Here is a 14,004-nt window from a genome sequence, read left to right on the forward strand (position 1 = left end):
GCATACGCCCAATTTAGTAAGCGAGATTATCAGGGCGTATGCAATACGCCTCTACCAACATAATGAAATTCTTTTGTTCAACAATTATATAATACTGCATTTACCCCCTTCACAAGATACAAATTTCAAACTCATAGGTTAGCTCTAAGCAATACATTTCTTCCTAATTGATAAAAAGAAAAACAGCCATGATATCTTGCGAAGAGAAAAAAGAATCGGCTTTTTCTTCCAAAAGCTAAGGGAGTTTCGCCAGTACCGAATAGCCCTCTTCTAAGCCCTCAACTTCATAAAAACTATTTGCCGTAATAAAAGCCGATTCACCTTGTTTAAGAAAAAGTGCGGTCGTTTCTGAACGCAAATTGACAGTCCCTTTCATCACCATAAAAATACCGGCACTTTGATTTTTTAATTGATGATTCTCACCACATTCATATTGGATATTTTGTAAAGAAAAATCCTTTGCAGGTGTCGAATAGGTAAATACACGCGTGTCATTTGGTGCAGGCGGGATAATTTGAGGTTCAATCTCTCTGCAATCCACCACTTTTAGCAATTCGGGAATATTCACATATTTTGGTGTTAAACCACCGCGAATCACATTATCGGAACACGCCATCAACTCAATATTTTGTCCTCGCAAATAGGCATGGGGAATACCGGCATCTTGATAAATCCCTTCACCTTTTTTGATATGAACTATGTTGAACAAATAAAAACACACCAAACCGGGATCTAATTTATCTAAGGAAATCTCCATCGCCTCCAATGTATATAATAGCCAGTAGTCCGGATTACTTAACGCTAATTCGTTGGTCTTATAAGCGACCTGTTTTTCTTCAATAATCGGTGCAAGCCATTGATGTAATTGCGCTTGTTCCGCTTGCATAATATCGGCATAAAACGTATGCAAATCCTGCGTGTTTAATTTTTCGGCTAAAGGTGCAAGGGATGGTCGACTTTTCAATGTCGTTAAAATTTTCGCTTTTGTTTTAAATCCGTGTAGCAACCAAAAATCAGATAAGGCAATCATCATTTCAGGTTTGTGGTTGTTATCTTTGTAAATGCGTTCGGGATCCTTTAGCTCAACACCTTTTGCATTTTCCTCTGCAAAACCGATTTCAGCTTGTTGTTTGGTTGGATGAAGCTGAATGGAGAGCGGTTTTTCCACATCAAGAATTTTCAATAAATACGGCAATTCATCACCAAAATTTTCTCGGTTTTTTTCACCAAGTGCGGTCGGATTTTGTTGTAAAAATTCATTAAGCGGTAATATTTTTCCGCCAAGCTCTATCATTGAAGGCGAGGAAGTGTGTGCACCAAGCCACCACTCGGCATAATATTCATTTTCTTTTGGAATATTTAATAATTGTGGAATGTAATTATGACCACCCCAAACATAGTGTTGGAGTGTGCCGTTAAGTTTATAAATCATTAGTTTTCCTCTCAATCGAAATAAAAAATCCGCACAACGGCGGATTTTTAAACTTCATACAAAATTATTTTTTAAGGGTTAACACGACTGATTCGCCGGCGACAACTTCACCTGCTTTTTTGTCAATGCTTGAGATTTCATCCATATTAGAAATCACGACCGGAGTTAATACTGACTTGGCTTTTGATTCAAGCAATTCAAGATCAAACTCAATCACGGTTTCACCACGTTTTACAGATTGTCCTTCTTGAGCGACACGTGTAAAACCTTCACCTTTTAATTCAACCGTATCAATACCAAAGTGAACGAATAATTCAACACCTTCTTTTGATTCCATTGAAAATGCGTGGTTGGTTTCAAAAATCTTACCGACTACACCGTCAACCGGAGCAACAATCTTGTTACCGGTCGGACGAATAGCGATACCGTCACCAACAATTTTCTCAGAAAACACGACATCCGGTACATCTTCGATATTTACAATCTCACCGGAAAGCGGCGCATAAATTTCGACTTCTACCGATTTATTTTCTTTAGAGCCGAACAGTTTGTCAAATAAGCCCATTTTAATCTCCTATCCATTTAATGCGGCTGATATTCTAGCCCAAAATGTTAATTTTGTATCTAATTTAGTGCTTTTTCTGCCAAAAATTCTTCAATTAATCCTTCAATTTCTACCGCTGTCGGTTTCTGTAAGGCTTTTTCTGCAAGGATTTTCGCATCTTGGAAATTGACATTACGAATTAATTTTTTAATACGAGGCACGGAAATCGCACTCATACTAAACTCATCTAAGCCCATACCTAATAGTAACAAGGTCGCACGTTCATCACCTGCTAACTCACCGCACATTCCTGTCCATTTACCTTCCGCATGAGATGCATCAATCACTTGTTTAATTAAACCTAATACTGAAGGCTGCATTGGGTTGTAAAGATGAGAAATAAGTTCATTGCCACGATCAACCGCTAAAGTATATTGAGTTAAGTCATTCGTACCGATACTGAAGAAATCAACTTCTTTCGCTAAGAATCTCGCATTTACTGCGGCAGATGGAGTTTCCACCATTACACCGATTTGAATATTCTCATCGAAAGCCTTGCCTTCTGCACGTAATTCTGCCTTTAAGGTTTCAATCACGGATTTTAATTCACGGATTTCTTCCACTGAAATAATCATCGGGAACATAACGGCAAGTTTACCAAATGCAGAGGCACGCAACACTGCACGCAATTGCGCATGAAGAATTTCTCGACGATCAAGCGCAATACGCACCGCACGCCAACCCAAGAACGGGTTCATTTCTTTTGGTAAATCTAAGTACGGTAAATCTTTGTCGCCGCCGATATCCATCGTACGAAGCACAACCAAACGCCCTTCCATTGCTTCCACAACTTCTTTGTAGGCAATAAATTGTTCTTCTTCCGTTGGAAGTTGATCGCGATCCATAAAGAGAAATTCGGTACGGTACAAACCTACACCTTCGGCACCATTACGGTTTGCTCCTTCACAATCACGAATCGTACCGATATTGGCAACCACTTCAACTCTATGACCATCCAAAGTGATCGCTGGAAGATCTTTTAATTTCGCTAATTCCGCTTTCTCTTCCGCTAGTTTTGCTGACAGCGCTTTCGATTCATCAATTTGAGCTTGAGTCGGATTGATATAAACCTTGTTATTCACCGCATCAAGAATTAAAAAATCACCGGTATTTACTTGTTCGGTTACATTGTTCGTACCAACAATTGCCGGTAACTCCAATGAACGCGCCATAATCGAAGTGTGTGAGGTGCGACCGCCAATATCGGTAATAAATCCAAGAACTTTTTCAAGATTTAACTGTGCCGTTTCAGAAGGCGTCAAATCGTAAGCCACAAGAATAGATTCTTCATTAATATCGCCAAGATCGACAATGTGCATTCCTAGGATATTTTTGATTAACCGATTACCGATATCACGAATATCACCGGCACGCTCTTTTAAATATTCATCATCAATTTCTGATAACATCGCGACTTGTTGATCAATAATTTTGCTTGCCGCGACACCGGCATTGACTTTATTTGAGCGCAAATAATCAAGAATTTCTTCTTCTAATTCTTCATCTTCAAGAATCATTAAATGACCTTCAAAAATCGCTGCCTTTTCTTCACCTAATGAAGCCAATGCGCGATCTCTAATTGAATTAAGCTGCTCAACAGCGGCGTTGCGCCCTTCGTAAAAACGTGCAACTTCCGCTTCAATTTGTTCATCTGTAATTTTCGTCGTATCAAGAACAATTTTTTCTTCTTTAAGAACTAACGCCTTACCAAAAACAATGCCTGGGGACGCCGGAATACCTGAAATCATATTCACCTTCCAAATTAATAGGGGTCAAATAAAACAATAGCCATAAAATACCGCATTTACCGGAGTAGATTAAAAACGGATTTCATGGCTATGCTCAAAATTATTCTAAAGTAGGAATTAACGCTACTAAATGTTCAACAGCTTGTTGCTCGTCTTCACCTTCTGCAGAAATGGTAATGACCGTTCCTTGTGTTAAACCTAAGGTTTGTAATTTGAACAAACTTTTTGCACTTGCGCTTTTCCCTGCGGATGTCACAGTGATATCTGAAGCAAAAGCTTTCGCTTCTTTTACGAATTGCGCAGCCGGACGAGTGTGCAAGCCGTTAGGCGCTGTGATTTCTACATCTTTTGAGAACATAATGTTACCTCTATTTAGTCATTGTTTAACTTAAAAACAGTTAGATTCAAAAAATCCGCCATAGTATCCTTGTTAAAGCCTAAAGAATCAAGAATAAAGCTAAAAAAACTTGAGATAAGTCATAAAAAAACACGAATTTTTCCTATATTCGATTAAATATTATCCTTAGTTTTTCTGACGCTAAACTATTGAAAAATGCCGCTGTGATTTAGTTTCCGACAGGCTTGCAATAAGCTTATGATAATTATCGTAACGTATCGGTGAAATTCGTCCTGCTTCGACCGCCTCACGCAGAGCGCAACCGGGATCGTTTAAATGTTTGCAATCTCGAAATTTACAGGTTCCCAGCACATATTGAAATTCACGATATCCCTTAGTGATTTGATCTGCATCTAAGTGCCATAAACCAAATTCTCGAATCCCGGGGGAGTCAATAAGATTTCCGCCTTGTGGTAAATGATAGAGCCTTGACGAGGTTGTCGTGTGCTGACCTAACCCAGAGGTTTCGCTCACTGCTCCGACTTGTGCATTCACCGTTGGCAAAATATGGTTAATTAAGCTGGATTTTCCGACACCGGACTGCCCGACAAAAATAGAGGTTCCTTCACTTAAAAGTGCGGTCAGTTTCGTCATATTTTTCCCGCTTTGCGCAGAAATTATGAGCGTTTGATAACCGATATTACGGTAAATTTGCAACTGAGCTTCAACTTCTTTTTCTTGTTCTTCAGAGAGCAGATCGCCTTTATTAACCACAATAATCGGCTCAATTTCGGCGGTTTCACACACCACGAGATAACGATCAATAATATTTAAGGAAAGTTCCGGCAATACGGCCGAGACGATAATAATCCGATCAATATTGGCGGCAATCGGCTTCAAACCATCATAATAATCAGGACGTGCAATTTCATTTACACGCGGATGAATGGCTTCTATTACGCCGCTCACACCTTGTAATTGCTCATTCCCTTTTCGCCAAATAACGTTATCGCCAACCACCAAACTTGAAAGCGTACGGCGCAAATTACAACGATAAATCTCACCTTGATCGTCCTCCACATCCGCATGTACGGAATAGCGCGTAACCACCACGCCATCTTGTGATTCTCCCAACATTTCATCCTGCCATTCGATTTCTTTTTTCTTGTGGCGATAAAGTGCACGGGCATTATTCGATTCAATGCGACGGGCTTGATTTTGAGTGAGTTTACGTTTAGCCATAAAAGTGCGGTCGTTTTTGTCGTAATTTTGATAGAATGGAAAAAATTTCACATAGGATACCTTATATTATGCAATTAGATAAACAAAATCTGATTTGGATTGATTTAGAAATGACGGGGTTAGATCCCGAAAAAGAACGCATTATTGAAATCGCCACCATCGTTACGGATAAAAATCTCAATATTCTTGCAGAGGGCCCGGTGCTTGCAATACATCAAGACAATGAATTATTGGAAAAAATGTCGGATTGGTGCATAAAAACCCATACGGCAAACGGTTTGGTCGAGCGTGTAAAAGCAAGCAAATTAACCGAACGGGCGGCAGAATTACAAACGCTGGATTTCTTAAAACGCTGGGTACCTAAAGGCGCTTCTCCCATTTGTGGAAATAGCATCGCACAAGATAAACGCTTTCTATACAGATATATGCCGGACTTAGCGGATTATTTTCACTACCGTCATTTAGATGTCAGCACCCTAAAAGAACTGGCAAGCCGTTGGAAACCCGAAATTTTAGAGGGTTTCCAAAAAGCCAATACACATTTGGCATTGGATGATATTCGCGAATCAATTAAAGAATTGGCTTATTATCGCGACCATTTCATCAAATTAGATTGATGAAAACTTAGCCAAGCAATGATTTTCACCTAATTTACGCTTGCAACACCTAAAAATATTTGTATAATGCCACCCCATTCACCGATGTGAATTGCGGGAATAGCTCAGTTGGTAGAGCACGACCTTGCCAAGGTCGGGGTCGCGAGTTCGAGCCTCGTTTCCCGCTCCAATTTTCACATTCTCTGCGGGAATAGCTCAGTTGGTAGAGCACAACCTTGCCAAGGTTGGGGTCGCGAGTTCGAGCCTCGTTTCCCGCTCCAAATTCTAATCCGTTGCGAAAAAGCAGCGGATTTTTTATATATCAAATAATTTTCAATGAATACGCCCTCACTTTCAAAATGTCCTTAAAGAAAGAAGAAAAGTGCGGTAGAATTTCGCATTATTTTGACCTCAATAAATCATAATGAACACAACCGAGTTAACCCGATATATTCCTGATGAAGCGACAATGCTCCGCTTTGGTAAAAAATTAGCGGAAACCATCGTACAATACCAAGCCGAACGCGCCGTTATTTTATATTTCAATGGTGATTTAGGCGCAGGAAAAACTACGCTTACCCGTGGTATGGTGCAAGGTTTGGGACATAAAGGCAATGTGAAAAGCCCGACTTATACGTTAGTGGAAGAATACAACATTGCAGGCAAAATGATCTATCATTTTGATTTGTATCGCCTTGCCGATCCTGAAGAACTGGAATTTATGGGGATTCGTGATTATTTCGGCAAAAATTCAATTTGCCTGATTGAATGGGCTGAAAAAGGCGAAGGCATTCTTCCACCGGCTGATTTATTGGTGAATATTGATTACTACGATGATGCACGAAATATTACCTTAACGGCTCAAAATACTTTGGGTGAACAGATTATTCAGCAACTATAATTTAATTATGAAAACCAAATTTTCGTTTCTTTTAGGTATATTATCTCTTTTTTGTTCAACGGTTTTCGCTGCACAATGGACAATCGCTATCGATCCCGGTCACGGCGGCAAAGATCCCGGTGCTATCGGGCGTAATCTTGGCATTTATGAAAAAAATGTAACCCTTTCAATCGCACGCGAACTCAAAATTTTACTTGATAAAGATCCGAATTTTCGCGGCGTATTAACCCGCAATGGCGATTACTATATCTCCGTGCCGGAACGTTCGGAAATCGCCCGTAAATTCAAAGCCAATTATTTAGTTTCTATTCACGCGGATTCCTCATTAAATCCAAATCAACGGGGTGCTTCCGTCTGGATACTTTCAAATCGTCGTGCCAATGATGAAATGGGGCAATGGTTGGAAGACGATGAAAAACGTTCCGAATTATTAGGCGGCGCGGGCAAAATGCTTTCTCATAATCACGATAAATATTTAGATCAAACCGTGCTGGATCTCCAATTTGGTCATAGCCAACGTACAGGTTATGAAATCGGCAAAAGCATTTTAAAACGTTTCTCCAAAGTGACGACATTAAGCCGCAGCACACCTCAACACGCAAGCCTTGGTGTGTTACGCTCACCGGATATTCCTTCCGTTTTGGTAGAAACCGGTTTTCTTTCCAATGCTGAAGAAGAACAAAAACTCAATTCTCCGCGCTATCGCCGCCGTATTGCTTATATGATTTACGAGGGATTGGTGGCATACCGTAACGGTAACTTAAAATCGATTGTTGCGTTTGAAAGCGACAGCAAGGAAAACACGAGCAAAAATGACCGCACTTCGGAAATTAAAGACAGCGGTATTCGCCACAAAGTGAAAAAAGGTGAAAGCATTGGCAGTCTCGCCAATAAATATGACGTAAAAGTCGCAGATATTATTTCCTTCAATAAACTCAAGCGCAAAGCGTTGTGGATTGGCGAAACGGTGAAAATTCCTGACAATGGTAAACAAAAAGTCGTAGAAGCGAAAAAAGCCGAAAAATCGGTTTCCGAAAAAGCAAAATCAGCCGAAAAAAACAAAGAGAAAGCGAAGAAAAGCGAAACTAAAAAAGCTGAAATTCCGCTTTATCATACCATCAAAAAAGACCAAACCATTTATGCGGTTTCTCGAGAATACAACATTCCGGTGAACCAAATTTTAAAACTCAATCCGAAATTAAAAGACGGTAAAGTATTTACCGGACAGAAAATAAAATTAAGAGAAAAATAATGGCGATTAAAATTCTTTCTCCACAACTTGCTAACCAAATTGCCGCCGGCGAAGTGGTCGAACGCCCAGCCTCCGTGGTGAAAGAATTGGTGGAAAACAGCCTTGATGCCGGTGCAAATAAAATTCAGGTGGATATTGAAAACGGTGGCGCCGGTCTCATCCGTATTCGGGACAACGGCAGCGGTATTGCAAAAGAGGAATTAAGTTTGGCTCTGGCTCGCCATGCTACCAGTAAAATCGCTGATTTAGACGATCTTGAATCAATTTTAAGCCTTGGTTTTCGTGGCGAAGCCTTGGCAAGTATCAGCTCCGTTTCACGTTTAACGCTAACTTCACGTACCGCAGAACAATCTGAAGCTTGGCAAGTGTATGCGCAAGGGCGGGAAATGGAAACCACCATTAAACCTGCTTCCCACCCTATCGGCACAACGGTGGAAGTCGCTAATTTATTCTTCAATACCCCTGCCAGACGTAAATTCCTACGCACGGATAAAACCGAATTTGCGCATATTGATGAAGTGATTCGCCGAATTGCACTAGCCAAATTCAATATTGCTTTCACTCTCACACACAACGGAAAACTTATTCGTCAGTATCGTCCGGCTGTAGATCTGATGCAGCAACTCAAACGGGTTGCTACAATTTGCGGTGATGATTTTGTCAAAAATGCCTTGCGTATTGATTGGAAACATAACGATTTACACCTTTCCGGTTGGGTGGCTACACCGAATTTCACTCGTACACAAAACGATTTGAGTTATTGTTATATCAACGGGCGAATGGTTCGTGATAAAGTGATTACTCACGCCATTCGTCAGGCTTATGCCGCACATTTAACGAATGAAAACTACCCTGCATTTGTATTATTTATCGATCTCAATCCACACGAAGTCGATGTAAATGTTCACCCGACAAAACACGAAGTTCGTTTTCATCAGCAACGTCTTATTCATGATTTTATTTATGAAGGGGTGAGTAATGCGTTAAATAGCCACTTGGCTATCCAAGCCCCAACCGTTCGGGAAAGTGCGGTTGAAAATACGCAAGAAAATGAAATACGGGAGCCATTACCAACCTATGCCGCCTCTTGGAATAATAAACCGAATCGAGCGGCAGCTGGTCAAAATACCTTTGCGTCTGATGATTTCGTAAAAAAACCACCACAAAATCGACCGCACTTTTCGGCTAACGGGACATCTTCCCTCACATCTCATCAAGGCTATCGTAATTATCGGGAAAATTATCATTCGGAACAACCGACTAAAACCGAGCAAAAACTCTATGGCGAATTATTGCGTACGCCGTTAAATAATGACACTCGGGTAAGACAAACCGATACGCCAATCGAAATAAATGAAAATCCGTCTCACCTACGTGCTTTATCACTAATTGAGAACCGTGCGCTTTTATTACAACAAAATCAAAGCTATTTCTTGCTTTCATTAGAAAAATTACAATATTTGCAATGGAAACTGACATTACAACAAGCACAGATAGCCCAACAACCGCTATTAATTCCGATTGTTTTTCGTTTAACGGAAAACCAATTTAATCAATGGGAAACACAAACCGAAGATTTCGCACAAGCCGGTTTTGAATTTATTGCAAACAAAGCTCAACTCAGACTAACATTAAATCGCGTACCAAGCCTGTTACGCACGCAAAACTTACAGAAATGCGTTATGGCAATGTTAAGCCGACAAGAAAATTCAACACCGTTTTTAACCGCACTTTGCGGACAATTAGAAGCCAAAATATTTAGCGTATTTGCTGATGCCGTTAAATTTTTGAGTGATACGGAACAGCTTCTTAACAATACAAACAGAGATGAATTTAACCGATTACTTAAACCAATCAACTGGCAACCTTTATTGGACGAATTATAGATGAAACCGACCGCGATTTTTTTAATGGGGCCTACCGCTTCCGGAAAAACCGATTTAGCCATTCAGCTTCGCCAACAGTTGCCGGTGGAAGTAATTAGTGTTGATTCTGCGCTAATTTACAAAGGTATGGATATCGGTACGGCAAAGCCATCAAAAGAAGAGCTAGCTTTAGCCCCGCATAGATTGATTGATATTTTAGATCCGTCAGAAAGTTATTCCGCAATGAATTTTCGTGACGATGCCTTGCGTGAAATGACAGATATTACGGCACAAGGGAAAATTCCATTATTGGTCGGCGGCACAATGCTTTATTACAAAGCGTTAATTGAAGGGCTTTCCCCTTTGCCCTCCGCAAATGAATCTATTCGAGCCGACATTGAACAAAAAGCCGTACGACAAGGTTGGGCTACATTGCATCAAGAGCTGGCAAAAATTGATCAGACTTCAGCGCAACGTATTAACCCTAATGATTCCCAACGCATTAATCGTGCTTTAGAAGTGTTTTATATTACGGGAAAAACGCTCACTGAACTCACCGAGCAAAAAGGGGACGCCCTACCTTACAATGTGTTGCAATTTGCAATCGCCCCGGAAAATCGCCACGTATTACATCATCGTATTGAGCAACGTTTTCATAAAATGATCCAACTCGGTTTCCAAGAAGAAGTTGAAAAACTGTATGCAAGAGAAGATCTAAATATCAACTTACCCTCCATTCGCTGTGTAGGCTATCGTCAAATGTGGGAATATTTACAAGGTGATTATGATCACGATGAAATGATTTTCCGTGGCATTTGCGCCACACGCCAACTTGCCAAACGCCAAATAACTTGGCTGCGCGGTTGGAAAACACCGCTTCAATGGCTAGACAGTTTGCAGCCTGAGCAAGCCAAAGAGACGATATTACGCTTATTAGATCCAATAAAAAAAGACAAGTAAAATGACCGCACTTTTTCCCTTGATCGAACAAAAACTTAATACTCTTGGCACAACCTTATGCCAATCCTTTCCGGAAATCGATCCTAATCGGCTAACTCAAACAATCCAACAACATTACAAAGATAAAAACCATCCAATCGGGCGATTAGGCTATGCCGTGGGGATGTCTGATTTTGTGGAAAAAGTCTTACAAAAACAACCGCACTTGCTCGCACAATGGTGGGAAAAAAGTCCTGAATTTTCGGATTGTAATCAATACACGGAACGTTTAAATACACAATTAGAGATTGTTTCTGACGAAACAGCATTTTATAGAACACTACGTATTTTTCGTAACATCGAAATGACAAAGTTAAGCTTTTGCCAAAGCCTTAATCTTGCCGGCGTAGAACAAATTTTTATTCGTCTTTCACAACTGGCGGAAAGCCTTATTATCGGTGCGCGCGATTGGCTTTACCGCCAAGCCTGTACGGAAATGGGTACACCTATTGATGAGCAAGGCAAGCCACAGCAGCTTTATATTCTTGGAATGGGAAAATTGGGCGGATTTGAACTCAATTTTTCTTCTGATATTGATCTCATTTTTACCTATCCTGCTCAAGGCGAAACCGATATTCGCGGCACAAATGCACGAAGAAGTATAGATAACACAAAATTTTTTACCCGATTAGGGCAGCGCTTAATCAATGCCTTAAATGATTTTACTTCCGATGGTTTCGTATATCGTACCGATATGCGTTTACGACCATTCGGAGAAAGTGGAGCCTTGGTGCTCAGTTTTGCGGCAATGGAGCAATATTATCAAGACCAAGGGCGTGATTGGGAACGATACGCGATGATTAAAGGGCGTATCTTAGGCATACAAGATAACGATCCTCATATCACACACTTGCAAAAAATGCTTCGCCCTTTTGTTTATCGCCGTTATATTGACTTCAGCGCAATCCAATCACTGCGCGAAATGAAAAGCAAAATTGAACGCGAAGTTCGTCGCCGCGGACTTAAAGATAATATAAAACTCGGTGCAGGCGGAATCCGTGAAATCGAATTTATCGTGCAAGTGTTCCAACTCATTCGCGGTGGGCGAGAAATTAGCTTACAACAACATAGTTTACTCAAACTATTACCTGAAATAACAAGACTTGGGCTGATTCCACGGAAACAATGTCAGTCATTACATGAAAGCTATATTTTTTTACGAAGAGTCGAAAATGTACTACAGGCGATAAACGATCAACAGACCCAAACTTTACCTGAAAGGGACACTGACCGCCGACGTTTAATTGAAGCTTGTCGTCATTTCACTTGCCTAAATGAGCAAAATAAGATGGTAAACATAACTTATTCAATTGAAAATTGGCAAGATTTTTACCGCACTTTGCAGCAACATCAAGAAAATGTTCGGTTAATTTTCACTCAGCTTATCGGTGATGTAAACGAAGAAAGCGCAGAAAAAGAAAGCCGCTGGCTGGATTTTCTTGAAGCGGACTTTGACGAGATTGAACAAATATTACAAGAGACAGAAATTCAACCGGCTCATATTGATGAAATATTAAATAGATTAGAGCAATTCAAAGAAAGTTTAAACCGTCGGATTATCGGCCATCGTGGGCGAGAAGTGCTAGGTCGGTTAATGCCTTCTGTTTTTTCTTTAATTTTTAAACAAAAAAATCACTGCACTTTACTGCCTCGAATTTTGCACCTTATTGAGAAAATTTCCAGCCGAACAACTTATCTAGAATTATTACTGGAAAACCCGCAATCACTACAGCAACTGATCGAACTTTGTGCGCAATCTCAGCTTATAGCCGAGCAACTGGCGAAACACCCTATTTTACTTGATGAATTATTGAATATAGAAAGTTTACGCCATCCTTTACCATTTACCCAATATCCCGATGAACTTCAACAATATTTGTTGCGTTTACCCCAAAATGATGAAGAACAGTTCATTGATGCATTGCGCCAATTTAAGAAAGCGACTTTATTGCGCATAGCTGCGGCAGATATTTTAGGCGCTCTGCCAACAATGAAAGTCAGTGATCATTTAACTTATTTGGCTGAAACAATCATTGATGCCGTCGTTAATTTGGCTTGGAAACAAGTTTCGGCACGTTTTGGTATCCCACAACATTTGCAAAATAATGAAAAAGGATTTTTAGTCGTTGGTTACGGCAAGCTGGGAGGAATTGAATTAGGCTATAAATCTGATCTCGATCTCGTGTTTCTTTATAATGCGGTAGAAGGTGAAACTATCGGTGGTAAAAAAGCGATTGACAGCAATCAATTTTATCTTCGACTGTCACAGAAAATCATCAGTATTTTTAGCCTCAATACCAGTGCCGGCGTACTTTATGATATAGATATGCGTTTACGTCCATCAGGCGATGCCGGTTTGCTGGGGTGTTCATTTTCCTCATTTGAAAATTATCAACTTAACGAAGCCTGGACATGGGAAAAACAAGCATTGGTAAGAAGCCGCTCCGTTTTTGGAGAACAAACATTACGCCAAAAATTTGAAGACATTCGCCAACGCGTCCTCTCCACCCCTCGCGATACGAATAAACTAAAAATGGAAGTCGTAGAAATGCGAGAAAAAATGCTTACGCATTCCTCAACTTCTCAAGATACAAAATTTAATCTAAAAACAGATCGCGGGAGCATAACGGACATTGAATTTATCGCCCAATATCTTATGCTTGCTAATGCACCACAAAATATAACGCTTACAAGATGGTCAGACAACGTCAGGATTTTTGATTCTATGGCTGAACTTAATATTATTAGCCGATGCGACAGTGAAAAGTTAAAACAATGCTATATTAAACTGCGTAATAAAATACATCATTTAAATTTATTGGGAAATCCTTCCATAGTTTCAGATAACGAGTTTTTGGAAGAAAGAGAATTTATAAAAGGGCTATGGAGAAAGTTATTTGGCTAATTAAGGAATGAAAGATATCTCTTTTGAATATTTCATAGCAGGAACACGACTAAAAGTGTGGTCAAAATCGACCGCACTTTTCGACCCAATCCCCAAAATATAAAACCCCTCGAACTTTATCAG

General features: G+C 40.2%; 11 protein-coding genes and 2 tRNA genes. 8 read left to right on the forward strand and 5 right to left on the reverse strand.

The features are described 5' to 3' along the window. Positions 1 to 235: 235 nt before the first annotated feature. The 5 genes from manA to rsgA all read right to left on the reverse strand — a co-directional run bounded on the left by manA (position 236) and on the right by rsgA (position 5,363). Complete coding sequence (manA, locus tag IHV77_RS03030) at positions 236 to 1,432, reverse strand: mannose-6-phosphate isomerase, class I (RefSeq protein WP_194812681.1); 1,197 nt, start codon at positions 1,430 to 1,432, stop codon at positions 236 to 238. Between the two features lie 64 nt (positions 1,433 to 1,496). Beyond that, complete coding sequence (gene crr / locus IHV77_RS03035; protein ID WP_194812682.1) at positions 1,497 to 1,997, reverse strand: PTS glucose transporter subunit IIA; 501 nt, start codon at positions 1,995 to 1,997, stop codon at positions 1,497 to 1,499. Between the two features lie 59 nt (positions 1,998 to 2,056). Next, positions 2,057 to 3,784 carry a phosphoenolpyruvate-protein phosphotransferase PtsI gene (gene ptsI, locus IHV77_RS03040; protein WP_194812683.1) on the reverse strand — a complete coding sequence of 576 codons (1,728 nt, stop codon included), beginning with the start codon at positions 3,782 to 3,784 and terminating at the stop codon, positions 2,057 to 2,059. Between the two features lie 100 nt (positions 3,785 to 3,884). Then, on the reverse strand, positions 3,885 to 4,142 hold the full coding sequence (ptsH, locus tag IHV77_RS03045; RefSeq protein ID WP_077414172.1) for a phosphocarrier protein Hpr: 258 nt from the start codon (positions 4,140 to 4,142) through the stop codon (positions 3,885 to 3,887). Positions 4,143 to 4,322: 180 nt separating this feature from the next. Beyond that, positions 4,323 to 5,363 carry a small ribosomal subunit biogenesis GTPase RsgA gene (rsgA, locus tag IHV77_RS03050; RefSeq protein WP_194813206.1) on the reverse strand — a complete coding sequence of 347 codons (1,041 nt, stop codon included), beginning with the start codon at positions 5,361 to 5,363 and terminating at the stop codon, positions 4,323 to 4,325. Between the two features lie 68 nt (positions 5,364 to 5,431). On the opposite strand from rsgA, the gene orn reads away from it, so the two are divergent. From orn to glnE, 8 genes are all read left to right on the forward strand, one after another. Continuing rightward, on the forward strand, positions 5,432 to 5,980 hold the full coding sequence (gene orn / locus IHV77_RS03055) for an oligoribonuclease (protein WP_194812684.1): 549 nt from the start codon (positions 5,432 to 5,434) through the stop codon (positions 5,978 to 5,980). Positions 5,981 to 6,073: 93 nt separating this feature from the next. Continuing rightward, positions 6,074 to 6,149: transfer RNA gene (locus IHV77_RS03060), tRNA-Gly, on the forward strand. 15 nt (positions 6,150 to 6,164) lie between these two features. Then, positions 6,165 to 6,240, forward strand: a tRNA-Gly gene (locus IHV77_RS03065). Positions 6,241 to 6,383: 143 nt separating this feature from the next. Next, a complete protein-coding gene (gene tsaE / locus IHV77_RS03070; RefSeq protein WP_194812685.1) occupies positions 6,384 to 6,860 on the forward strand; it encodes a tRNA (adenosine(37)-N6)-threonylcarbamoyltransferase complex ATPase subunit type 1 TsaE in 477 nt (158 codons plus the stop codon). Positions 6,861 to 6,867: 7 nt separating this feature from the next. Beyond that, complete coding sequence (locus IHV77_RS03075) at positions 6,868 to 8,112, forward strand: N-acetylmuramoyl-L-alanine amidase (RefSeq protein WP_194812686.1); 1,245 nt, start codon at positions 6,868 to 6,870, stop codon at positions 8,110 to 8,112. After that, the gene (gene mutL / locus IHV77_RS03080; protein WP_194812687.1) at positions 8,112 to 9,998 is read left to right on the forward strand and encodes a DNA mismatch repair endonuclease MutL; all 1,887 of its coding nucleotides are present in this window, start codon (positions 8,112 to 8,114) and stop codon (positions 9,996 to 9,998) included. Before IHV77_RS03075 ends, mutL begins: the two co-directional genes overlap by 1 nt. Continuing rightward, the gene (gene miaA / locus IHV77_RS03085; protein ID WP_194812688.1) at positions 9,999 to 10,937 is read left to right on the forward strand and encodes a tRNA (adenosine(37)-N6)-dimethylallyltransferase MiaA; all 939 of its coding nucleotides are present in this window, start codon (positions 9,999 to 10,001) and stop codon (positions 10,935 to 10,937) included. 1 nt (position 10,938) lies between these two features. Continuing rightward, on the forward strand, positions 10,939 to 13,881 hold the full coding sequence (gene glnE, locus IHV77_RS03090; protein ID WP_194812689.1) for a bifunctional [glutamate--ammonia ligase]-adenylyl-L-tyrosine phosphorylase/[glutamate--ammonia-ligase] adenylyltransferase: 2,943 nt from the start codon (positions 10,939 to 10,941) through the stop codon (positions 13,879 to 13,881). Positions 13,882 to 14,004 lie beyond the last annotated feature (123 nt).

The organism is Rodentibacter haemolyticus (genome assembly GCF_015356115.1).
GTDB classification, from domain to species: Bacteria; Pseudomonadota; Gammaproteobacteria; order Enterobacterales; family Pasteurellaceae; genus Rodentibacter; species Rodentibacter haemolyticus.

Coding starts and splice junctions, on each gene's coding strand:
- manA (WP_194812681.1), bottom strand. CDS start 1,432: ATGATTTATAAACTTAACGGCACACTCCAACACTATGTTTGGGGTGGT.
- crr (WP_194812682.1), bottom strand. CDS start 1,997: ATGGGCTTATTTGACAAACTGTTCGGCTCTAAAGAAAATAAATCGGTA.
- ptsI (WP_194812683.1), bottom strand. CDS start 3,784: ATGATTTCAGGTATTCCGGCGTCCCCAGGCATTGTTTTTGGTAAGGCG.
- ptsH (WP_077414172.1), bottom strand. CDS start 4,142: ATGTTCTCAAAAGATGTAGAAATCACAGCGCCTAACGGCTTGCACACT.
- rsgA (WP_194813206.1), bottom strand. CDS start 5,363: ATGGCTAAACGTAAACTCACTCAAAATCAAGCCCGTCGCATTGAATCG.
- orn (WP_194812684.1), top strand. CDS start 5,432: ATGCAATTAGATAAACAAAATCTGATTTGGATTGATTTAGAAATGACG.
- tsaE (WP_194812685.1), top strand. CDS start 6,384: ATGAACACAACCGAGTTAACCCGATATATTCCTGATGAAGCGACAATG.
- IHV77_RS03075 (WP_194812686.1), top strand. CDS start 6,868: ATGAAAACCAAATTTTCGTTTCTTTTAGGTATATTATCTCTTTTTTGT.
- mutL (WP_194812687.1), top strand. CDS start 8,112: ATGGCGATTAAAATTCTTTCTCCACAACTTGCTAACCAAATTGCCGCC.
- miaA (WP_194812688.1), top strand. CDS start 9,999: ATGAAACCGACCGCGATTTTTTTAATGGGGCCTACCGCTTCCGGAAAA.
- glnE (WP_194812689.1), top strand. CDS start 10,939: ATGACCGCACTTTTTCCCTTGATCGAACAAAAACTTAATACTCTTGGC.